The 20,550-nt window shown below is 59.0% G+C and carries 18 protein-coding genes; 8 read left to right on the forward strand and 10 right to left on the reverse strand.

Annotation, left to right across the window (positions count from 1 at the left end):
• Nucleotides 1-138: 138 nt before the first annotated feature.
• The gene (locus ACUTJJ_RS08840; protein ID WP_445541907.1) at nucleotides 139-600 is read right to left on the reverse strand and encodes a tRNA (cytidine(34)-2'-O)-methyltransferase; all 462 of its coding nucleotides are present in this window, start codon (nucleotides 598-600) and stop codon (nucleotides 139-141) included.
• Nucleotides 601-981: 381 nt separating this feature from the next.
• Between ACUTJJ_RS08840 and ACUTJJ_RS08845 the strand changes: the two genes are divergently transcribed.
• Nucleotides 982-2,832, forward strand: coding sequence for an ABC transporter ATP-binding protein (locus ACUTJJ_RS08845; RefSeq protein WP_445541908.1), 1,851 nt, complete (start codon nucleotides 982-984; stop codon nucleotides 2,830-2,832).
• A 200-nt stretch (nucleotides 2,833-3,032) separates the two neighbouring features.
• The gene (locus ACUTJJ_RS08850) at nucleotides 3,033-5,042 is read left to right on the forward strand and encodes an ABC transporter ATP-binding protein (protein ID WP_445541909.1); all 2,010 of its coding nucleotides are present in this window, start codon (nucleotides 3,033-3,035) and stop codon (nucleotides 5,040-5,042) included.
• Nucleotides 5,043-5,116: 74 nt separating this feature from the next.
• Here ACUTJJ_RS08850 and ACUTJJ_RS08855 read toward each other — a convergent pair whose 3' ends face one another.
• Complete coding sequence (locus ACUTJJ_RS08855; RefSeq protein WP_445541910.1) at nucleotides 5,117-6,049, reverse strand: endonuclease/exonuclease/phosphatase family protein; 933 nt, start codon at nucleotides 6,047-6,049, stop codon at nucleotides 5,117-5,119.
• Between the two features lie 309 nt (nucleotides 6,050-6,358).
• Here ACUTJJ_RS08855 and petA point away from each other — a divergent pair, with 309 nt between their 5' ends.
• The 4 genes from petA to ACUTJJ_RS08875 all read left to right on the forward strand — a co-directional run bounded on the left by petA (nucleotide 6,359) and on the right by ACUTJJ_RS08875 (nucleotide 9,918).
• Nucleotides 6,359-6,937 carry a ubiquinol-cytochrome c reductase iron-sulfur subunit gene (petA, locus tag ACUTJJ_RS08860; protein WP_035220195.1) on the forward strand — a complete coding sequence of 193 codons (579 nt, stop codon included), beginning with the start codon at nucleotides 6,359-6,361 and terminating at the stop codon, nucleotides 6,935-6,937.
• Nucleotides 6,938-6,951: 14 nt separating this feature from the next.
• Nucleotides 6,952-8,235 (forward strand): cytochrome b, encoded by a 1,284-nt coding sequence (locus ACUTJJ_RS08865; protein WP_063950685.1) that lies wholly within the window; start codon nucleotides 6,952-6,954, stop codon nucleotides 8,233-8,235.
• Between the two features lie 22 nt (nucleotides 8,236-8,257).
• Nucleotides 8,258-9,145 (forward strand): cytochrome c1, encoded by an 888-nt coding sequence (locus tag ACUTJJ_RS08870; protein WP_063950684.1) that lies wholly within the window; start codon nucleotides 8,258-8,260, stop codon nucleotides 9,143-9,145.
• Nucleotides 9,146-9,375: 230 nt separating this feature from the next.
• On the forward strand, nucleotides 9,376-9,918 hold the full coding sequence (locus ACUTJJ_RS08875) for an adenine phosphoribosyltransferase (protein ID WP_010972163.1): 543 nt from the start codon (nucleotides 9,376-9,378) through the stop codon (nucleotides 9,916-9,918).
• 49 nt (nucleotides 9,919-9,967) lie between these two features.
• Here the strand turns inward: ACUTJJ_RS08875 and ACUTJJ_RS08880 are convergent, their stop codons facing one another.
• The 3 genes from ACUTJJ_RS08880 to ychF all read right to left on the reverse strand — a co-directional run bounded on the left by ACUTJJ_RS08880 (nucleotide 9,968) and on the right by ychF (nucleotide 12,324).
• On the reverse strand, nucleotides 9,968-10,435 hold the full coding sequence (locus ACUTJJ_RS08880) for a MaoC family dehydratase (RefSeq protein WP_296068788.1): 468 nt from the start codon (nucleotides 10,433-10,435) through the stop codon (nucleotides 9,968-9,970).
• Complete coding sequence (locus ACUTJJ_RS08885; RefSeq protein ID WP_209087448.1) at nucleotides 10,432-10,905, reverse strand: MaoC family dehydratase; 474 nt, start codon at nucleotides 10,903-10,905, stop codon at nucleotides 10,432-10,434. The genes ACUTJJ_RS08880 and ACUTJJ_RS08885 overlap by 4 nt, the downstream gene beginning before the upstream one ends.
• 315 nt (nucleotides 10,906-11,220) lie before the next feature.
• Nucleotides 11,221-12,324, reverse strand: coding sequence for a redox-regulated ATPase YchF (gene ychF, locus ACUTJJ_RS08890; RefSeq protein ID WP_296068792.1), 1,104 nt, complete (start codon nucleotides 12,322-12,324; stop codon nucleotides 11,221-11,223).
• Between the two features lie 241 nt (nucleotides 12,325-12,565).
• Between ychF and clpS the strand changes: the two genes are divergently transcribed.
• Nucleotides 12,566-12,877 carry an ATP-dependent Clp protease adapter ClpS gene (gene clpS, locus ACUTJJ_RS08895; RefSeq protein ID WP_006699463.1) on the forward strand — a complete coding sequence of 104 codons (312 nt, stop codon included), beginning with the start codon at nucleotides 12,566-12,568 and terminating at the stop codon, nucleotides 12,875-12,877.
• Nucleotides 12,878-12,880: 3 nt separating this feature from the next.
• On the opposite strand, the gene ACUTJJ_RS08900 is transcribed toward clpS, so the two are convergent.
• From ACUTJJ_RS08900 to ACUTJJ_RS08920, 5 genes are all read right to left on the reverse strand, one after another.
• Complete coding sequence (locus ACUTJJ_RS08900) at nucleotides 12,881-13,333, reverse strand: GNAT family N-acetyltransferase (RefSeq protein WP_296068794.1); 453 nt, start codon at nucleotides 13,331-13,333, stop codon at nucleotides 12,881-12,883.
• Nucleotides 13,334-13,339: 6 nt separating this feature from the next.
• Nucleotides 13,340-14,056 (reverse strand): aminoacyl-tRNA hydrolase, encoded by a 717-nt coding sequence (pth, locus tag ACUTJJ_RS08905; RefSeq protein WP_063950680.1) that lies wholly within the window; start codon nucleotides 14,054-14,056, stop codon nucleotides 13,340-13,342.
• A gap of 87 nt (nucleotides 14,057-14,143) precedes the next feature.
• Entirely contained in the window at nucleotides 14,144-14,857 is a 714-nt protein-coding gene (locus tag ACUTJJ_RS08910; protein ID WP_296068798.1) for a substrate-binding periplasmic protein, read from the reverse strand.
• Between the two features lie 16 nt (nucleotides 14,858-14,873).
• Entirely contained in the window at nucleotides 14,874-17,261 is a 2,388-nt protein-coding gene (locus ACUTJJ_RS08915; RefSeq protein ID WP_296068801.1) for an EAL domain-containing protein, read from the reverse strand.
• Between the two features lie 235 nt (nucleotides 17,262-17,496).
• Nucleotides 17,497-18,108, reverse strand: coding sequence for a 50S ribosomal protein L25/general stress protein Ctc (locus tag ACUTJJ_RS08920; RefSeq protein ID WP_063950678.1), 612 nt, complete (start codon nucleotides 18,106-18,108; stop codon nucleotides 17,497-17,499).
• Between the two features lie 303 nt (nucleotides 18,109-18,411).
• Here ACUTJJ_RS08920 and ACUTJJ_RS08925 point away from each other — a divergent pair, with 303 nt between their 5' ends.
• Nucleotides 18,412-20,496 carry a putative bifunctional diguanylate cyclase/phosphodiesterase gene (locus ACUTJJ_RS08925; protein WP_445541911.1) on the forward strand — a complete coding sequence of 695 codons (2,085 nt, stop codon included), beginning with the start codon at nucleotides 18,412-18,414 and terminating at the stop codon, nucleotides 20,494-20,496.
• The last annotated feature ends 54 nt before the right edge of the window (nucleotides 20,497-20,550 follow it).

Consider the following 20,550-nt stretch of genomic DNA (forward strand, 5'->3'; position numbering starts at 1 on the left):
CCGGCGAGGGCGATTTTTGTTGTCCGGCTAATAGTATAGGAGGGTCAACGCCTATGGTACAGGCCGGGTTGCGACAGTTTTGACGCGGAAATGGTCAAATATTGTATTTGCACCAAAATATGGCGTTAAAAATGACGCTCACCCCCATGCTGTTTGGCGCAAAGCCTCGCCCGTGACCATGGCCGCCGACATCGCGACGTTGATGGAGCGCTGGCCCTCGACCATCGGGATGATGATTCGCTCATCCGCCCTCTCATGCACGTGGTCGGGTACACCGGCGCTTTCACGGCCAAACAGCAGGATGTCATCCGCGCGATAGGTGATTTTCGTATACGGCACCGCAGCTTTGGTGGAGGCGAGAACAAGACGGCGACCCGTTGTTGCTCGCCATTCCTCGAAGGGGTCCCAGCTGACATGCCGGGTCAGGGAGGCGGCCGCAATATAGTCCATGCCGGCCCGTTTCAGATTGCGATCCGAAATGTCGAAACCTGCTGGCTCGATGATATCGACGCCGAGACCGAGGCAGGCGGCCAGCCGCAGGATGGTTCCGGTATTGCCGGGAATATCGGGCTGGTAGAGGGCGATCCTGATTGTCTGCATGGTCTCCTGATCCATGTTTCATGGGCGAACCCGGATGGCGCTGCTGCCCGTAAACCGGATGGGGAAATCGGTGCCTGTATGCGGTTGCACTTTTTTAAGGCAGGCGGCTGGCGTTTCGTCTTCTTTTGCGATAAAAGAGCGGCATCTTCAACACCAGCCAAAGGAGGTTTCCATGCCAAATGACATTCGCATTCGCCTCCCGGCCCCAGTGCTTCGCCTGCTGGCTTAGGTGGTATTCCGCGGCGCTGCCGCGTCTCCCGTATTTAAATTCACCATGTGGCTGTTGTGGCCATGTTAAAAGACTTTTCCGTTCCGTCGTGAGCCCTATCTGTGTCCGCTCACCATGCCACGATGGAGCGATTGATTGCCGGAGCTTGGCCTATGTTTGGCTGGTTTGAAAAACGCCTCGATCCCTTTCCCGCTTCCGCGCCGTCCGTAGCGCCGCAGAAGCTTTTGCCGTTCCTGTGGCACTATGTGAAGCCCGCATGGCCGTGGCTCCTTCTGCTTGGCCTCATGTCCATGGGCATCGCCATTGCGGAAGCCATGCTCTACAAATTCCTCGGCAATATCGTCGACTGGCTGTCCACCGCCAATCGCGAAACGTTTTTTGCCGATGAGGGCTGGCGTCTGATCGGCATGGCCGGGCTGGTGCTGTTCCTGCTGCCGCTGATGGGCGCAATCCATACCATGACCATGCACCAGACGCTTGCCGGCAATTTCGGCATGATCGCGCGCTGGAAAATGCATCGTTTCCTGCTGCGCCACTCCATGAACTTCTTCGCCAATGAATTTGCCGGCCGGGTGTCGACCAAGGTCATGCAGACGGCGCTGGCGATCCGCGAAGTGGCGCTGAAGGTGATCGACGTGTTCGTCTATGCGATCAGCTTCGTCGTCTCGATGCTATTCATGGTCGCGGCGGCCGATTGGCGGCTCGTCATTCCGCTGCTCATCTGGCTTGGCCTCTATCTGGCGATCCTCACCTATTTCGTGCCGAAGCTGGGCCGGCTCGCGCAGGAGCAGGCGGATGCGCGCTCGATGATGACGGGCCGGATCGTCGACAGCTATACGAATATCTCAACGATCAAGCTGTTTTCCCATGCGGGTCGCGAGGAGAGATATGCGCGGGAGGGCATGAACGTGTTTCTCGGAACCGTTCACCGCCAGATGCGCAAGATTTCCGGCTTCAACATCCTGATCGACCTCAACAATGCCGTGGTGCTGTTTTCCACGGCCGCCCTCGGTCTTTATTTCTGGATGCAGGGTTCGGTAACGGCCGGATCGGTCGCTATCGCCATCAGCCTTGCCATGCGCGTCAACGGCATGTCGCAGTGGATCATGTGGGAAGTCACGTCGCTGTTCGAAAACATCGGCACAGTCTATGACGGCATGTCGATGATGACGAAGCCGCATGACATCGTCGATGTCCCGAAGGCCCCTCAGCTTGCGGCGCCGCAGGGCGCCATTCGTTACGACAATGTTCGTTTCCACTACGGCAAGAACAAGGGCGTGATCGACGGGTTGACGCTCGACATCAAGCCAGGCGAGAAGGTTGGCCTTGTCGGCCGTTCCGGCGCGGGCAAGACGACGTTGATGAACCTGCTCCTGCGCTTCTATGATCTGGAAGGCGGCAAGATCACCATTGACGGGCAGGACATCTCAAAGGTTTCGCAGGACAGCCTGCGCGAGTTGATCGGCGTCGTGACGCAGGACACGTCGCTGCTGCACCGGTCGATCCGCGACAACATCGCCTATGGTCATCCCGAAGCGACTGACGAGCAGGTGATCGCAGCGGCAAAGCGGGCCAATGCCTGGGACTTCATCGAGACGCTCGTCGACATGCATGGTCGCCAGGGCCTCGATGCGCAGGTGGGCGAACGCGGTGTGAAACTGTCAGGCGGCCAGCGTCAGCGGATTGCGATCGCCCGCGTCTTCCTCAAGAACGCGCCGATTCTGGTGCTTGATGAGGCGACTTCGGCGCTCGATTCGGAAGTCGAGGCGGCGATCCAGGAGAATCTGTTCGCGCTGATGGAAGGCAAGACGGTGATCGCAATTGCTCACCGTCTTTCGACGCTCACCGAAATGGACCGCCTCATCATTCTCGACAAGGGCCGGATCGTGGAAGCGGGAAGCCACGCGGAGCTGGTCGCAATGGGCGGCATCTACGCCGACCTATGGCGCCGCCAGTCCGGCGGATTCATCGCCGATCACGAGGCGGAAGCGGCTGCGGAGTAGGGAAAAGCGAGAGGGCGGCAAGCATGGTTCCCCGCCCTCTCGCCTATGATATGGGCGCCAACCTCTCCTCCGTCATGCCGGACTAGATCCGGCATCCAGCCACGGCGCGTCCGCGCCGTGAGAGGAGTCTTTTGCGATCAAGGACTTGATCGCGCTGGACCCCGGATCAAGTCCGGGGTGACGGTGTGAGGATGCAGCTGATGCACAAAATATCGCTGGGTCGATTTAAGGGCGGGGAACATTCCCGCCCTTTTTTCATTCCACGAACGTTACCGAAATATAATCTCTTCCCAAAGCCACTGCGGCTGTTCCCCAACCGGGAATCTGCCTATATCCGGATCATGGTCATTAACCGCATCTTCGAGCATTTCGAAAACTGGATAAAGCCCTTCGACCGCAAGGACGATTTGCGGCCGCCGGAAAGCACGTTCGCCTTCATCTGGTTCTATATCTCGCAGGCGAAGGCGCCGTTTTTTGCCATGCTGGTGCTGGGCGGGCTGACGGCGGCCATCGAGGCGGCGCTGTTCTGGTTCGTCGGACGGCTCGTCGATATTCTCTCCACCGTAAAGCCGGAAGAGGGCTGGGCGGGGCTGCTTGCGGCGCATGGCGGCGAACTCGTGGGCATGCTGGTGCTGATCGGCATCGTGCGCTTCGTCGTCACCATGGTCACGGCGCTGGTGGATCAGCAGATCATCACGCCCGGCTTTTACAATCTGGTGCGCTGGCAATCCTATATCCATGTGGCGCGGCAATCGCTGAGCTTCTTCCAGAACGACTTTTCCGGCCGTATCGTGACCAAGGTCTGGTCGGGCGGACAGGCGGCGGGCGATCTCGTAACCTCGTTGATGGAAAGCGTCTGGTTCGTCGGCATCTACTCGGTTTCCATGCTTTTCCTGATCGGGGGGCTGGACTGGCGGCTTGCGGTCGTCGTCGTTGTCTGGGTGGCGATTTTCTCGCTGCTGGCGCGCTATTTCGTGCCGCGCATCCGCTACCATTCCAGGGAAACGGCGGAAGCCGCCTCGATGCTGTCGGGCCGGATGGTGGATGCCTATAGCAATATCCAGACGCTGCGGCTGTTCGGGCGCGACGACGCCAATGACCGCTACATGCGGCAGGGTTTCGATATCTTCCAGCGCGCGACGATGACGTTTACGCGGTTCATCACCGGCGTGCGTGCGTCCATGGCGCTGCTCTCGGGCGTGATGATCACGTCAATGGCGGCGCTCTGCATCGATCTGTGGCTGTCCGGCAAGATCAGTTCCGGCGCGGTGGCTTTCACACTGGCGCTGGTGCTGCGGCTCAACTTTCTGCTCGGGCGGTTGATGACGCAGTTCAACGGCATCATGCGCAATTTCGGTACGGTGCAAAATGCCGCCGAATTGATCTCGCAGCCGATCGGTCTCGTCGATGCGCCCGACGCCGCGGTGCTCGAGGTGAAGAAGCCGAGCATCCGCTTTGAGAATGTCAGCTTCCATTATGGGCGGGCGGATGGCGTCATCGGCAATCTCAACCTCGAGATCAGGGCCGGCGAAAAGGTTGGAATCGTCGGGCGCTCCGGTGCCGGCAAATCCACCCTCGTCAACCTGCTGCTGCGTTTTTACGATGTCGAAAAAGGCCGCATCCTGATCGATGGGCAGGATATCGCCCGCGTGACGCAGGAATCGCTGCGCGCTCACATCGGCATGGTCACGCAGGATACGTCGCTGCTGCATCGTTCCATCCGGGACAACATCCTGTTCGGCCGCACCGATGCGACCGAGGAACAGTTGCGGGAGGCGACGCGGCGGGCCAAGGCGGACGACTTCATCGAACGGCTTGAGGACCAGCGTGGGCGCAAAGGGTTCGATGCGCATGTGGGCGAACGCGGCGTGAAGCTCTCCGGCGGGCAACGCCAGCGTATCGCCATTGCCCGCCTGATGTTGAAGGACGCCCCTATTCTCGTTCTCGATGAAGCGACGTCGGCTCTCGATTCAGAGGTGGAGGCGGCGATCCAGAGCAATCTCGATGAGCTGATGCAGGGTAAGACGGTTCTCGCCATCGCTCATCGGCTGTCCACGATTGCCGCCCTCGACCGGCTGATCGTCATGGATCAGGGGCGCATTGTTGAACAGGGGACCCATTCCGAACTCATTACGCAGGGCGGGCTTTATTCCGAGCTCTGGGCGCGCCAGTCGGGTGGCTTCCTCGCCGCTGATGAGGCGGCGCAATAAGTCAGCCGGGGCATTTCCAGAGGGAACGGATTCGTTCCGGCGTCGGACAATCCGGCGATCCCGCCGGAAACGCCCTACTTTCCGATCAAGAAATCCGCCATCAGGCCGTAGTGATTGGAGCCGAGATTGTCTTGCAGCCGGGTTGTCTTCATCAGCGTTGCCGGCTCGCGGGCGAAGATGTGGTCGATGGCGATGCCGAAACTTCCTGCCCTGGTTGGCCAGGTCGCAGGCTCAAATGTCGCTTTCTTCAGATCATTGGCGGCGAGGAAGGCGCGCATGTCAGGTGCGATGCTGGATGAATTGAAGTCTCCGGCGAGAATGAGCGGGCCGGTGATTCGAAATAGAATTTCGCTGATTTCGTCCAGTTCGTCCCGGTGATAATCATCGAAATAGGGCTTGGTGATGTGCCCGGCGGCAAGTGTCAGTTGCGTGCCGTCGAGATCGACATTCGCGACGGCAAAACGATCCCGCCGAAGATCGCTGAGATTATAAAAGCGGCCTTCCAGCAACGGCCTTTTTGACAGGATGACGAGATCACAGCCGGGCGTACCCTCATAACAACCGAGCCGGTGCGGATAGGTTTGCTGCAGGCGCGGCAGGGCCGAGCGCAATGCGGCCGCCTCGAAAAGATAAACGGCATCGGCACCTGATTCGAGAACCTTGTCGGCAATCGCATCCGCATTCGCCGCGTTGTCCATCAAGACATTGAATGAGAGCAAGCGGAAGGGCTTTGCGCCTGGTGCCGCATTGGCCGTCGTTGAAAATTCCATGAGCATCGCCACGGCGTGAATGGCCAAGGCAAGCGACCAGATCACGAGCATGGCCGAGATAGCGTCACGCGTCAGCCAGAAGACAATGCATGAGACGAGGATGCAGACAGCAGCAATATGGAGCTGAAAGCTGGTGACGAAGGCCAGGAGCCAGAAGTCCGTGATGTAGCGCAGGCTGGCGATGACGAGGACGGCAGCAAGCGCCGTGGAAACCATGCACGAGAGCTTCGCCGTCATCCGAATCCCTGCTTTCAAAGCTCTCCCTTGAAGTCTCCTAACACGACGGATTTGAGCGCACAATGTTGCCGGACTGCCAGAGGCGGCGAAAAAATGACAACCAAATCGGGCGCTTCCGGCAGAATTACGGCAGCTTTGTGTGCTTTGCTCTTGCCAAGTCGGTCAATATTTTGCGATCACACAAAGTGACGCGGTTTCTTGATGCCGCAGGTGTGTCCAGGACCGAGGGACGGAGTTTGTCCTGGATCAAATCATAGCGGGAGGACTCATGCGATTTACGGCAAAAACAGCGCAGAGGATGGTGTAGCGGTGAGCGAGCACGTAACCAATCACGACGCTTCGGGTGAACCGACCCGTCGCGATTTTCTTTACCTAGTGACGGGAATGGCGGGCGCCGTCGGTGCTGCCGCAGTTGCATGGCCTTTCATTGACCAGATGCGTCCCGATGCATCGACGCTGGCGCTTGCCTCGATCGAGGTGGATGTCGCGGCCGTCGAGCCGGGCATGTCGCTCACCGTCAAGTGGCGCGGCAAGCCGATTTTCATCCGCAACCGCACGGAAAAGGAAATCGAGGAAGCCAAGGCGGTCGCTCTCGGCGATCTCAAGGATCCGGTGGCGCGCAATGCCAACATCGCTGCAGACGCGCAGGCGACCGATATCGACCGCTCCGCCGGGCAGGGCAAGGAAAACTGGATCGTCATGGTCGGTTCCTGCACCCATCTCGGTTGCGTTCCGCTCGGCCAGGCCGGCGATTTCGGCGGATGGTTCTGTCCCTGCCATGGCTCGCACTACGATACGGCGGGCCGCATTCGTAAGGGTCCTGCGCCGCAGAACCTCGCCATCCCGACATTTGCATTCACATCCGATACCGTGATCAAGATCGGATAAGGGGACAGATATTCATGAGTGGTCATTCCAGTTATCAGCCGTCCACCGGCATCGAGAGGTGGATCGATTCGCGGCTTCCCTTGCCGCGCATGATCTATGACAGCTTCGTCGCCTACCCTGTCCCGCGTAACCTGAACTACGCTTACACTTTTGGCGCGATGCTTTCCGTCATGCTGATCGTGCAGATCCTTACCGGCGTCGTGCTGGCCATGCATTATGCGGCCGAAACGACGGTTGCGTTCAATTCCGTCGAAAAGATCATGCGCGACGTCAACCATGGCTGGCTGCTGCGTTACATGCATGCCAACGGTGCGTCGTTCTTCTTCATCGCGGTTTACCTGCACATTGCCCGTGGCCTTTATTACGGCTCCTACAAGGCGCCCCGTGAAATCCTCTGGATTCTCGGCTGCGTGATCTTCCTGCTGATGATGGCGACTGGCTTCATGGGCTACGTTCTGCCCTGGGGCCAGATGTCCTTCTGGGGCGCGACCGTCATCACCGGCTTCTTCACGGCGTTTCCGGCCATCGGTGAGTGGATACAGCAGTTCCTGCTCGGCGGCTTTGCCGTGGACCAGCCGACGCTGAACCGTTTCTTCGCGCTTCACTACCTGCTGCCCTTCATGATCGCGGGTGTCGTTATCCTGCACATCTGGGCGCTGCACGTTACCGGCCAGACGAACCCGACCGGCGTTGAAGTCAAGAGCAAGACCGATACCGTTCCCTTCACGCCCTATGCGACGCTGAAGGACGCGCTTGGCGTTTCCGTGTTCCTCATCGGTTATGCCTGGTTCGTGTTCTACATGCCGAATTTCCTCGGTCACCCTGATAACTACATCATGGCCGATCCCTTGAAGACGCCGGCGCATATCGTTCCGGAATGGTACTTCCTGCCGTTCTACGCCATGCTGCGCGCCATCACCTTCAACATCTGGGTCATCGATTCCAAGCTGGGTGGCGTTCTCGTGATGTTCGGCGCGATCGTTGTGCTGTTCTTCCTGCCCTGGCTCGATACGTCGAAGGTTCGCTCCGCCGTTTATCGTCCCTGGTACAAGATGTTCTTCTGGGTCTTCGTGGTGAATGCCATCATGCTCGGCTGGCTGGGCTCGCGCCCGGCGGAAGGCACCTACGTCATCATGTCGCAGATCGGCACGCTTTATTACTTCGGCTTCTTCCTCGTCATCATGCCGATCCTCGGTCTGGTCGAAACGCCCCGGCGTATCCCTAATTCGATTACCGAGGCCGTTCTTGAAAAGAACGCCGCCAAGACGGGTGCCGCGCCAGCGGCAGCCCAGGTCTGAGCGCGAAGGAAGGATGACGACAATGAAGAAGCTTGTAACAAGCATCGCGCTTTTCGCCGCCATCGGCTGTTCCTTCACCGTCGCTTCGGCGGCGGAGGAGAGCCATGACCTCGCCACCAAGACGGAACATGCGATTGCCGGCGGCCATTTCCCGGTGATCAAGCCCGAGGAGCAGAGCTGGTCTTTCGCCGGCCCCTTCGGCAAATATGACAAGGGTCAGCTGCAACGCGGCCTGAAGGTCTATAAGGAAGTCTGCTCCGCCTGCCATTCCATGAGCCTGGTTTCCTTCCGCACGCTGGGTGACCTCGGTTACTCGGACGAGCAGGTCAAGGCTTTCGCTGCTGAATACGAAGTGCAGGACGGCCCGAATGCCGACGGCGAAATGTATAACCGCAAGGCGGTGCCATCGGACCATTTCCCTTCGCCATTCCCGAACCATGAAGCGGCGGCCGCCGCCAATGGCGGGGCTGCGCCGCCCGACATGTCGCTGCTTGCAAAGGCGCGCGGCGTGGAGCGCGGTTTCCCGCAATTCATCATCGACATGATCCCGATCATCGGTGGTTATCAGGAAGGCGGCCCGGATTATATCCACGCGCTGCTGACCGGCTATCAGGATCCGCCGGCTGGTGTTGAAGTGGCCGAAGGCACGCATTTTAACCCGTACTTCGTCAGTGCAGTCGCGTTGAAGATGGCGCCGCCTATCAGCGCGGATCAGGTGACGTACGATGACGGGACGCCGCAGACGGTGGACCAGTATTCGAAGGATGTGGCAGCGTTCCTGATGTGGGCCGCAGAACCGCATCTGGAAGAGCGCAAACGCACCGGCTTTATGGTCATGGTGTTCCTGTTCATCTTCACGGCGCTGATCTATCTCACTAAAAAGTCGGTCTACGCCAACAAGGAACATTGATCGGCCTGCCAATAGCAACCGGACTCTCTAAGCCCTCACGGTTTCCGTGGGGGCTTTTTCATGCTTGATACTTGGCTGGATAGCGGCGCGATCGCTCGCCTAAGCGCAGCCGCCGCTGTCAGATCGCGGCGGAAAATGGCGATTTTTCCTTTTTAGTTGGTCAACCGCCTTCAAATTGATAGGGTGGGCGAAATCTTCTCATCGATTTTTCCCAATCAACTGGACATGCCATGACCGTCATTGCTTCGGAGCTTTCCGCTGCCATCCGCTCCATTCCCGACTATCCGAAGCCGGGCATTATCTTCCGCGATATTACCACGCTGCTGGGAAATCCGCGGGCGTTCCGCCGGGCGGTGGATGAGCTCGTACAGCCTTACGCCGGGACGAAGATCGACAAGATCGCCGGCATGGAGGCGCGTGGCTTTATTCTCGGCGGCGCTGTGGCCCATCAGCTATCGGCTGGATTCGTGCCGATCCGCAAGAAGGGCAAGCTGCCGCATACCACCGTTCGCGTGGCCTACAGTCTTGAATACGGCGTCGATGAGATGGAAATGCATGTCGATGCGGTACAGCCGGGTGAAAAGGTTATCCTGGTCGATGATTTGATTGCGACCGGCGGCACCGCCGAAGGCGCGGTCAAGCTCTTGCGGCAGATGGGCGCCGAGATTGTTTCCGCCTGCTTCGTGATCGATCTGCCCGATCTCGGCGGCCGCAAAAAGCTGGAAGACCTTGGCGTGGACGTGCGCACGCTGGTGGAGTTTTCGGGTCACTGAAGGCAGCCGAGATAGGCAATGGCAAAGCCATTCCCTTCGCGGCCTCGCCTCATTCGAACTCCAGAACGCTGCTCTGAAAAGTCAGCACTGTTTCGCCAGACTGGTTCACGCCTTCGTTGAACGTTGTGTTGAGCCATATCCCGGGTCTGGATTCGAGCGGGCGGGCATCGAGAAGTGTGACGAAATAGGTAACGTCGTCGCCAGCGTAGACGGGTTTTTTCCATTTCAGATCGCGGAAACCCGGCGATGGGCCGAGCTTCGGCGGTTCGAGGCCTTCCAGTTTCAGCCTCTTCACCTCTTTTGCCCAGTGCGACAGGAAGCTTTTCATCCATCCCGCGCCCGTGTGCCAGCCAGAGGCACACAGGCCGCCCAGAACGCTGTGTTTGGCGGCTTCAGCATCGAGGTGAAACGGTTGTGGATCGAAATCGCGGGCGAAGCGAACAATGTCTTCGGCGGAAAAACGCAACGTGTCGAGGGTGACGCGCTCGCCGATCGGGGAAAGTTCTGCGAGCCTCATGCCGCCATTCCCCCATTTTTACGCATCAGAAACATGACGGTGTTTTCGCCATGCGAGACCAGGACGCCATGCTGGTTGTAAAGCTCGTGACGAAGTTTTACGAGGCCGATGCCTGGGCGTGAGGCGGAAGGGCGCTGTTCCAGCACGATCGATTTGCCCGAAAGCGTGTCCCCGGCCAGAACCGGCTTCTTCCAGTCGACATAATCGATGCCGGGGCTGCCCTGTGACGTCGAATCCGAGATATAGCTGTCGGCCATCATCCGCATTAACAGGCTACAGGTATGCCAGCCCGAAGCAGCCAGCCCGCCAAGAATGCTCTGGCGGCCTGCTTCCTCGGAGAGATGCATGGGCTGGGGGTCAAATTCGCTTGCGAAAGCGATGATCTGCTCTGCCGAAAGCGATTGCGGGCCAAGCGGAAATTCCCGCCCTACGGTGAAATCCTCGTAAGCATAGGTCACGACCGGCGCCATGGTTTCCTCCCTTCGCACAGTCAAAGTCGACGCATCTAAGAGGATTTTTTCCTTTACGTAAAGGTAAAATATGGGGGCGGGTAGCTTCTTTTGGGAGAGGCTGGAGCGGACCAATGCTACTTGTCGCCTTCTCCCCGAGGGGGAGAAGGTCGCGGCAGCGGATGAGGGGGCGAGGGTCATTATATCAGGAGAGCTTGTCCTCTCATCCGACCCTTGTGGCCAGTATCTCTCCTCGGGGTAGAAGAGACAGGCGGCAATGTTTCCGTTCTTGGGTACATCAGGGAAGCGACCGGCCTTTCCCGCGAAGGGGCCTGATCAGGTGTTGAAGCGGAAGTGGATGACGTCGCCGTCCTGAACCACATATTCCTTGCCTTCGTCACGGGCCTTGCCAGCTTCCTTCGCGCCGACTTCGCCCTTGAAGGCGACATAGTCGTTATAGGCGATGGTGTTGGCGCGGATGAAGCCGCGTTCGAAATCGGAGTGGATGACACCGGCCGCCTGCGGGGCCTTGGTGCCACGCTCGATCGTCCAGGCGCGGCATTCCTTGGGGCCGACGGTGAAATAGGTGATGAGATCGAGCAGCTTGTAGCCGGCACGGATCAGGCGGTCGAGGCCCGCTTCTTCGAGGCCTAGGGCGGCGAGGAATTCCTTCGCCTCTTCGTCGGGAAGCTGTGCGACCTCGGATTCGATTGCAGCGGAGATGATGACGGTCTCGGCACCCTGGGCCTTGGCCATGTCTGCGACGGCGCGGGTGTGCTCATTGCCATCGACGGCATCGCCTTCTGCGACGTTGCAGACATAGAGGACCGGGTGCGCCGTCAGGAGGTTGAGGCCCTGAAGGATGCGCAGCTCTTCGGCATCGAGCGTGGAGAGCAGGGTGCGGACCGGCTTGCCTTCGTTGAGAAGCTTCAGCGATGCTTCCATCAGCGGCAGCTGCGCCAGCGATTCCTTATCCTTGCCGGTGGCGCGCTTGCGGGTCTGTTCCGTGCGGCGCTCGAGGCTTTCGAGGTCGGAGAGCATCAGCTCGGTCTCGATCGTTTCGGCGTCGGCGACCGGGTTGATGCGGCCTTCGACGTGCGTGATGTCATCATCCTCGAAGCAGCGCAGGACGTGCACGACGGCATCGACTTCGCGAATGTTGGCGAGGAACTGGTTGCCGAGGCCTTCACCCTTGGAGGCGCCGCGCACCAGGCCGGCGATATCGACGAAGGAGATGCGGGTGGGGATGATTTCCTTTGAGCCGGCGATGTCGGCAAGGATTTTCATGCGCGCATCCGGAACCGCCACTTCGCCCGTATTCGGCTCGATGGTGCAAAAGGGATAGTTGGCGGCCTGCGCCGCGGCTGTTTTTGTCAGCGCGTTGAAGAGAGTGGACTTGCCGACATTTGGCAATCCAACGATACCGCATTTGAAGCCCATGGCTTGAAACCTGTCCGTTTGAAAGAATTCGTTGAGGAGCCTTTTGCGGAAACGGCAGGGGAAGGTCAAGCCCGCGGGCCGATTTGTGCGGGCAAAGCCCCTTTAATGGCGCCGAATTTCGGGCAGGGTTGCCGATGCCGCGGTTGCGGCGCAATATGAGCGGGTCAAGCGATCGATCTTTCGTCATCAACGGGGTTTTCCCATGAGCAACCGCGATGAACGGCAGGCACGAGCGGCCATGATGAGTGACAGTCCTGTCGATCTCAAACCAAAACCAAAGGTCAAGCCGAAGCTGGAGCGGCCAAAGCTCTACAAGGTCATTCTGCTGAACGACGACTACACGCCGCGCGAATTCGTGACCGTCGTGCTGAAAGCCGTCTTCCGCATGAGCGAGGAGGCCGGTCACCGGGTGATGATGACGGCGCATCGCTTCGGCAGCGCGGTGGTTGTCGTCTGTGAGCGGGATATCGCCGAGACGAAAGCCAAGGAGGCGACCGACCTTGGCAAGGAGGCGGGATTTCCGCTGATGTTCACCACCGAGCCGGAAGAGTGAACGTCACTCCTGCCGGATCTGAAACCCCGTCTTGTTCTGCACGAAGCCGCAGCTTTCGTAAAAGGCGTGAACCTCGGGATTCTGCCTGCCGGTGAGCAGCATGACCTTGTAGCAGTTCGCCGCAAAGGCCGCCTCGACGGCATGGCGCACGACCGCGCGGCCATATCCGCGGCCGCGACGGTTTTCGCGTGTCACCACGTTTTCGATAAGGGCATAGGGACGGGCGGCGCGCGTGAGGTTTGGAACGATCTGTAGCGTGGCCGTGGCGACCGCGTCCTCGCCGTCGGTCGCAAGAAAAATGGAGAGCCCCGGCTGGGCCAGGATGGCGGCGAACGCCGTATCCGCTTCTTCTGCCGACATGTCTCGGTCGGCCGGATTGAGCGCACGATAAAGTTCAAGCAATCCAGCGAGGTCGTCGCGCTCCGCCTCTCGCAAGACGACGGTGTCAGGTGACATTGATCATCAATCCTTCTTGCCGAACATGCGCTTCAGCATCTCGGCCATCGGCCCGGTTTCCGGCAGCTTTTTCGGCTGGGCGCTGTTACGCGCCTGATGGATATGGGACTGCGCAGCGGGCCTGGCTGCCTTGGCCGGCTTCTCGGCTTCGGGCTTGCTGCCCGTGGCCAGCGCCAGCTTGTTCATCAGCTGGGAATCCTCAGCCTTCACCAGCATGGAGGCGTTGTCGGCGATCGCGTCGAGCAGCGGCTCCAGCCATGTCTTGTCGGCCTTGGCAAAATCGCCGAGCACATGGCCATGCACCCGCTCCTTGTCGCCGGGATGTCCTATGCCGAGGCGCAGGCGGCGGTACTCCTTGCCGCAATGGGCGTCGAGGGATTTCAGGCCATTATGACCGCCATGCCCGCCACCCGTCTTGATGCGGGCGCGGCCGGCCGGCAAGTCCAGTTCGTCATGGATGGCGATGATATCCGCGGGCGAAAGCTTGTAGAAGCGCATGGCTTCGCCAACCGATTCACCGGAAAGGTTCATGTAGGTCAGCGGCTTCATCAGCAGGATTTTTTCGCCGGCGATGTCGCCCTCGGAGATCTCCGCCTTGAATTTCCGAGACCAGGGCGCAAAGGAGGGCAGGCGCTGCAACGCATCGACAGCCATGAAGCCGATGTTATGACGGTTTCCGGCGTATTGCGCGCCGGGATTACCAAGGCCTGCGATGATCTTCATGGGGCTTGTCCGCGTTTTGCCTGATGATGGTATTGTCACCACCCCGAAAACCGCCGGCTGTCAATCTTTTTGTGTCTGCGAAAGGTATCAGGGGCTGATGAGATCGTAGCGGTCGAAGATTTTCTGCTGCGTTCCATCGGCGATCAGCTGGTCTAGTCGCGTCTGCAATCTGGCAATGATCTCGTCCGGGACGCTCTTGTTGCAGGCGAGCCCGAGCTGTTGTCGCGCAAGCGTTATCACCTCGCTGAAGGTGTCGGCGGGCAGGCTTTTGAAAGTGCTTTCAGACATGGGCATCAGATCGATGCGGCCGGCTGCCAGCTTGTGGAAGGTGATTTCGAAATCCGCGCCGACATCCACCTGCGGGAAGCCGAGCTTTTGCAGAAGGGCTTCGGTGTAATCTCCACGCTGGGTTCCGACGCGATATTTTTTCGCGTCCTCGAGAGTGGCAGCCTGAATGTTTGCCTTGCGGCGGGCGACAAGCACGTTGCGATCGGTGTGAATGGGGGCAACCCATTTGAACAGGTTTTCCCGTTCCGGGGTCCTTGCGGTGGCGAAAACGCAGTGCATCGGTTGGGTCGTTGCCAATGCGATGGCCCGTGCCCAAGGCATGACCGTAACCTCGTAATCCGTTTTGGTCTGCTCGAGCACGATCTTCAGCTGATCGAAATAGACGCCGCGCACGCTGCCATCACTGGCCTGGACATTATAAGGCGGGTAGACCTCGGTTGTCAGAAACAGTTTGTCTGCGTTTGCCGGCGTGGTGAGAGCAAGAAAGATCAGGCAGGAGCGGATCAATCTCATGACATTCCCCAATGTTTCAGGCTTGCCGGGCGGCAATGCGATTTTGATCGGTGATCTCACCCAGACCGGCGATCAGCTTATCGAGAGGCTGCGGCCGGGCGAAGAGGTAACCCTGGCCAAAATCCGCGCCAATCTCGGTCAGAAGTTGCTTCTGCTCCTCGGTTTCGATGCCCTCTGCGATCACGGTGCAGTTCATCTTGTGCGAGATGGCCGCGATACCTTCGACCAGCATGCGGCTGCGTTGCCGGATTTCCGGTCCATCGTCGCAGATAGAACGGGTAAAGGATTGATCGATCTTGACGATATCGACCGGGAAGCGGCTGAGATAGCTCAGCGACGAGTAACCCGTTCCGAAGTCGTCGAGCGCGATGCGGCAACCGAGCTGATGGATGGCATTGAGGATCGCCCGGATCTGCGGATCGTTTTTCATGATGACCGCTTCGGTGATCTCGATCACAAGGCGGGCGGGAACGATGCCGTGGCGGTGAAGGACACCCGCGATGCGTGTCGGTAGGCCCGGTTCGAATTGCAGCGGCGAAAAATTGACGGCGACATAGGTCTGCTCCATGCCGGGCAGGTGCGAAAGCCTCGCGAGATTGGCGATCGCCTGATCGAGGATGACATTGCCGATACGCTGAATAGTGCCGTTTTCTTCTGCAAGACGGACGATGGTCGCCGGGGAAAGCAACCCTTTTTCCGGATGATTGAGACGCAGCAGCGCCTCGAAACCTGTCGTGCGGCCAGTGCCAAGGTTCTGTATCGGCTGGAAATAAGCCTCGAACCAATCGTCGGACAGCGCCTGGGCAATATCGCGCTCCAACTCCGCATGTTCGCGGGCACGATCCATGATCGAGCTGTCGAAGACCTGCGAGCCGTTCTTGCCCATGCGTTTGCGGGTATACATCGCCATATCGGCATTTTGGAGAAGTTCCGAGGCGCTTGACGCGTGCAACGGATAGACGGCCATGCCGATGCTGGCGCTGATGCGAATGCTGTTATTGTCGATCTCGAAGGGTGTATCGAGCATCGCGCCGATGCGTTCGCAGAACTGCCGCGCGCGCTCTTCCACCTTTTCGCCGGCAAGCAGTATGGCAAATTCGTCGCCGCCCAGACGCGATGCGCTGTCGAGCGGCGTCAAAAGTGGCTCCAGTTTTGCGGTGAACTGTTTGAGCACGGCATCACCGGCGGCATGGCCGAGATTGTCGTTGATGGCTTTGAAGCGGTCGAGATCGATGAACAGGCAGGCGAGTTCGCTGCCGTTTTGGTCCGCATCGCGGATTTGCAGATCGAGAATGCCCTCAAAGCCCTGTCGGTTGAACAGGCCGGTCAGATGGTCGGAAATCGCCTGCTGGCGGTTGCGCTTTTCCGACTGGCGCAATTCGGTGACGTCGGTCATGACGCAGAGACAGGTACTCTGATGGGCCGCATCGCTGGAATGGAGAGCCTTTTCGAGGACAAGCGCGTCCATGACGCTGCCGTCCATGCACCGAAAACGCACGGTAATGCCGTTGTGCGACGCATCGGGCAAGGGGTGCGCCGTCCTGCGCTGCTGGAACAGGAGCCGGTCATCGGGGTGGATAAGATCGGCAAAATTCAGGCCGAGTATCCGGCTGCGGTCGTAGCCCGTTGCCTGTATCCAATAATCGCTGACGGCGGCGATGCGGTCATGACTATCCAGCGAGAACAGCATGGCCGGCGTACGGTTGTAGATTTCCGTCTTGCGGGCGTGGGCATTCTTGATTTCCAGCTCTTCCTTTTCGAGCTGGGACTGCATTTCGTTGAAGCTTTTCGCGAGTCGGCCGATTTCGTCCTTCGAACGCCAGTCGACGTGATGGCGAGAACCCAGCCGTCGTGTCGCCTCTATCGCGGCCGCCAGCCGCATCAGCGGACGGATCACCATGAAGCGATTGCCGGCGATGGCTGCAATGACGATGGTGACGACGGCCACGATGAAAATCGTGATGAAAGCCAGTTCGGTGCGGCTCAGGGAGGTCAAAAGGCCGACGTCGTCGTAATAAACGGTCAGCAGCCCCACGGTAACGACGCCCTTGGTCGTCTTGTAGGTGACCTCACGGCTCGTCGAGGCGGCGTCCTGAATGATGTCGCTGCCGGCGGTCTGGATGATGTCGAGCTGGCCGGATGTGTCCTTGACCTCGACCATGCGGATCATGGGGTCGGAAACGAGGGTGCCGGTAATCTGGTTGATGGTGTCGTCATCCAGATCCCACAGCGGCCGGGCAAGCGCCTGCGCATTGGTGGAGAGGAGGATTTCGAGATGGTTGCGCTGGCTGCGAATGGCTTCATGGTAGGAAAGCGTCAGCAAAAGCGTAAAGAGCGGTGCGACCACTGTGAGAAGTGCGCCGGAAACAATCGCGATAAAGCGGCTTTCGACGGAATGAGCCATGTTAAATTGCAGTTACCCCTTGCCCCAGACTTGCTGCGCCGCGTTTTCTTCCGTCTGGAGATTCCACGGCAGCGCAAGGGTATCGTTTCACGGAAGTGTTAATCGACGCTGAAACGGCCTGCCCATCATGGCTGGGTGGCAAGCTTTCTGGAATTAAAGTTCATAAAAACTAAAAGGCCCGTTCCGAAACCGGAACGGGCCTAATCTTATAATCTGCAAGCCTTGCGGCCGCTGATTATTCCTCGGAAGCTTCTTCAGCTGCGGCTTCTTCTTCAACGCCAGCTGCCGGAGCAACGATCGTTGCGATCGTGAAGTCACGGTCAGCGATAACAGGCGTGATGTTCTTCGGCAGCTTGACGTTCGAGATGTGAACGCTGTCGCCGATCTTCAGGCCGGAGAGGTCAACCGTGATGGCTTCCGGAATGTCGTTGGCCGGGCAGTGGAATTCCACCGTGTGGCGAACGATGTTCAGAACGCCGCCGATCTTGATGTCCGACTTTTCTTCGTTTTCGAAGTGAACCGGAATTTCGACGTTGACGAGCGTGTTGCCCGAGACGCGCAGGAAGTCGACATGCATGGTGAAGTCGCGGACCGGATCAAGCTGGTAATCCTTCGGGAGAACCTTGATCTTCTTGCCGTCGACGTCGATCGTCGCAACAGTCGTCATGAAACCGCCAGCGTGGATACGCTTGGTGACTTCGTTGGTCGAGAGCGCGATGGAAATGGGGGCCTGCTTGTCACCATAGATGACAGCGGGAATCAAACCGTTGCGGCGAAGTTCACGAGAGGACCCCTTACCAACTCGTTCGCGCGCCTCGGCCTTGAGCTCATACGATTCTTTGCTCATGGCAATTCCTTTCGAGGTTATATGGAGAGTTCATGCCCGCGGGCGCTGAACTGGGGAGGCGCAAGGCACCATCCCACCCGCGTTGCCTCCAAGGGTGTCTACACGGGTGCGGGCGCTATAATACAAACGGCAGACAAAGACAAGAGTGGCCGGGTTTTGGCTGCTGCCGCTTTGTAATTTTATTAGAATGATCTAATTCACTCGCTTGTTGCAACTTTTAATATGTGCTTATCCATGCACATAAACCGGGTGAAAACTTGGCAACTGATAAGGCTATGCGCAACTCCAATCGCGTAGATGACAATGCTCAAAGTTCTCCAGTGCCTTACCGTCGATCACGACTACAGATACACCGTTGCAGCGGTGGTTGTCTGCATGCTCGGAAGCTTCGTTTCGATGCGGCTTTTTTCGAGAGCGCGCCTGGCGACGGGGGTGCAGAAGGTCAACTGGCTGTTTCTGGCGGGCGTCAATGGCGGTGCGGCGATATGGACCACCCATTTCGTGGCGATGCTGGGCTATGTCGCGGCGGGCGAGGTGGGCTACGATCCTTATCTCACAGGTCTTTCGCTTCTGATTGCCATCTCCACGACAACAGCGGGTTTCGGCATTTCCGCCTATGGCGGGCGTAGCGTGATGGTGGAGGCCGGTGGTGTTGTTCTTGGCCTCGGCATCGCGGCCATGCATTATACCGGCATGGCGGCCTATAATGTGCAGGGCATGATCTTCTGGGATCGGGCCTACGTCATCGCCTCGCTGGTGCTGGGGGCGGTGCTCGGCGCGCTCGCGGTCAATCGCATTGCCCGGCCACTCAACCGCTTCTGCCAATATGGCGGAGTGACATTTCTCATCCTGGCCATTGCCTCGATGCACTATACAGGCATGGCTTCCATGTCCTTCGCCTTTGACCCGCGCGTCGTCATTCCGGAAAATCTGCTGCCGCCGGCCATCATGGGCGGCGGTGCCATTGCAGTGACGCTGCTGCTTCTGGCGCTCGGACTCTCGACCTATGTGATCGATGCCCAGTCCACCCAGCAGGCGGTTGCGCGCTATCGCCACCTCTCCCTGCACGATCCGCTGACCGGCATCCCAAATCGTGCGGCCTTCATCGAACATCTCAACCGCCGCACCCGCCATATCTCGCTCGGCGCGCATACGGCGCTTCTGTCCATCGATCTCAACCGCTTCAAGGAAATCAACGACGTGCATGGTCATGCGGCCGGTGACGCCGTGCTGCGCGCCATCGCCGACCGGGCGAGTTCCGTGTTGAAGGATGGCGAATTCCTGGCGCGCATGGGCGGCGATGAATTCGTGGCGATGACGCATTCCTATTATGTCAGAGCAGACGGTGCAGAATTCGCGCAACGGCTGATCGAGCAGATCAGCAGACACGTGGAGTGGAACGGCCAGACATTTTCGGTTGGCGCAAGTGTGGGCATATCGGTGCGCAATTCCAGCTCCATCGATGCCGACACGCTGATGGCGCAGGCCGATGTTGCCATGTACCGGGCAAAAAGCGGCATCTCGGACACGATCTGCTTCTATGACAAATCCATGGACGAGGCTGCGCGGGAGCGGAATGCGCTAGCCGTCGCCATGCGCAGCGGTCTCGCCAATAACGAATTCGAGCTTTATTACCAGCAGCAGAACGATACCAGGAGTGGCAGCATCGTCGGTTTTGAGGCGCTCCTGCGCTGGAAGCATCCGGAACGCGGCATGATTTCGCCGGTCGAGTTCATTCCCATTGCCGAACAGACCGGCTTCATCGTTGAGTTGGGCGAGTGGGTTCTCAGAGAAGCCTGCGCGCAGGCTGCGCGGTGGAAAAAATCGCTCACCATCGCCGTTAACGTGGCGCCGCAGCAGCTTGCGGATAATGAGTTCCCCGACAAGGTCGAGAAAATCCTTGCCGAGACCGGGCTTGCGCCGGAACGGCTGGAGCTCGAAATTACGGAAGGCAGCATCATTGCCGACCATCGCCATGCCCTTGTTACCATTCGCAAGCTCAAGTCGCTCGGTGTCAAGATCGCCATGGATGACTATGGCACGGGTTACTCCTCACTTTCGACCCTGCAAAGCTTCCCGTTCGACAAGATCAAGATCGACCGCGCCTTCATTGATGGTCTCTCGACCAATGCGCAGTCCGAAGCGATCGTTCGCTCGACGCTCATTCTGGCGCATAGCCTCAATATTCCGGTGCTGGCGGAAGGGGTGGAGACGATGGCTCACGTTGAGTTTCTCCGGCGGGAGGGTTGCCTGCAGGTGCAGGGATTCTTCTTCGGCAAGCCCGGTCCGCTCACCTCCATCGCCAATCTCGTGGACGATACTTTCCTGTCCGCCGAGGACGAAACCGAAGCTGCCTCTGACCGGCGATATCTGAAGGCTGCACGATAATCCCTTTCGCGCCCGCTCAGGTGCCGCGCACCGGCCGCAAAGTTTTTAGTTGAA

The organism is Agrobacterium sp. DKPNP3 (assembly GCF_052686535.1).

What these genes read in the sequence shown, in the direction of transcription:
- ACUTJJ_RS08840 (WP_445541907.1), bottom strand. Translation starts at nt 600, where the DNA reads ATGCAGACAATCAGGATCGCCCTCTACCAGCCCGATATTCCCGGCAAT.
- ACUTJJ_RS08845 (WP_445541908.1), top strand. Translation starts at nt 982, where the DNA reads ATGTTTGGCTGGTTTGAAAAACGCCTCGATCCCTTTCCCGCTTCCGCG.
- ACUTJJ_RS08850 (WP_445541909.1), top strand. Translation starts at nt 3,033, where the DNA reads ATGCACAAAATATCGCTGGGTCGATTTAAGGGCGGGGAACATTCCCGC.
- ACUTJJ_RS08855 (WP_445541910.1), bottom strand. Translation starts at nt 6,049, where the DNA reads ATGACGGCGAAGCTCTCGTGCATGGTTTCCACGGCGCTTGCTGCCGTC.
- ACUTJJ_RS08865 (WP_063950685.1), top strand. Translation starts at nt 6,952, where the DNA reads ATGAGTGGTCATTCCAGTTATCAGCCGTCCACCGGCATCGAGAGGTGG.
- ACUTJJ_RS08870 (WP_063950684.1), top strand. Translation starts at nt 8,258, where the DNA reads ATGAAGAAGCTTGTAACAAGCATCGCGCTTTTCGCCGCCATCGGCTGT.
- ACUTJJ_RS08875 (WP_010972163.1), top strand. Translation starts at nt 9,376, where the DNA reads ATGACCGTCATTGCTTCGGAGCTTTCCGCTGCCATCCGCTCCATTCCC.
- ACUTJJ_RS08880 (WP_296068788.1), bottom strand. Translation starts at nt 10,435, where the DNA reads ATGAGGCTCGCAGAACTTTCCCCGATCGGCGAGCGCGTCACCCTCGAC.
- ACUTJJ_RS08885 (WP_209087448.1), bottom strand. Translation starts at nt 10,905, where the DNA reads ATGGCGCCGGTCGTGACCTATGCTTACGAGGATTTCACCGTAGGGCGG.
- ychF (WP_296068792.1), bottom strand. Translation starts at nt 12,324, where the DNA reads ATGGGCTTCAAATGCGGTATCGTTGGATTGCCAAATGTCGGCAAGTCC.
- clpS (WP_006699463.1), top strand. Translation starts at nt 12,566, where the DNA reads ATGAGTGACAGTCCTGTCGATCTCAAACCAAAACCAAAGGTCAAGCCG.
- ACUTJJ_RS08900 (WP_296068794.1), bottom strand. Translation starts at nt 13,333, where the DNA reads ATGTCACCTGACACCGTCGTCTTGCGAGAGGCGGAGCGCGACGACCTC.
- pth (WP_063950680.1), bottom strand. Translation starts at nt 14,056, where the DNA reads ATGAAGATCATCGCAGGCCTTGGTAATCCCGGCGCGCAATACGCCGGA.
- ACUTJJ_RS08910 (WP_296068798.1), bottom strand. Translation starts at nt 14,857, where the DNA reads ATGAGATTGATCCGCTCCTGCCTGATCTTTCTTGCTCTCACCACGCCG.
- ACUTJJ_RS08915 (WP_296068801.1), bottom strand. Translation starts at nt 17,261, where the DNA reads ATGGCTCATTCCGTCGAAAGCCGCTTTATCGCGATTGTTTCCGGCGCA.
- ACUTJJ_RS08920 (WP_063950678.1), bottom strand. Translation starts at nt 18,108, where the DNA reads ATGAGCAAAGAATCGTATGAGCTCAAGGCCGAGGCGCGCGAACGAGTT.
- ACUTJJ_RS08925 (WP_445541911.1), top strand. Translation starts at nt 18,412, where the DNA reads ATGCTCAAAGTTCTCCAGTGCCTTACCGTCGATCACGACTACAGATAC.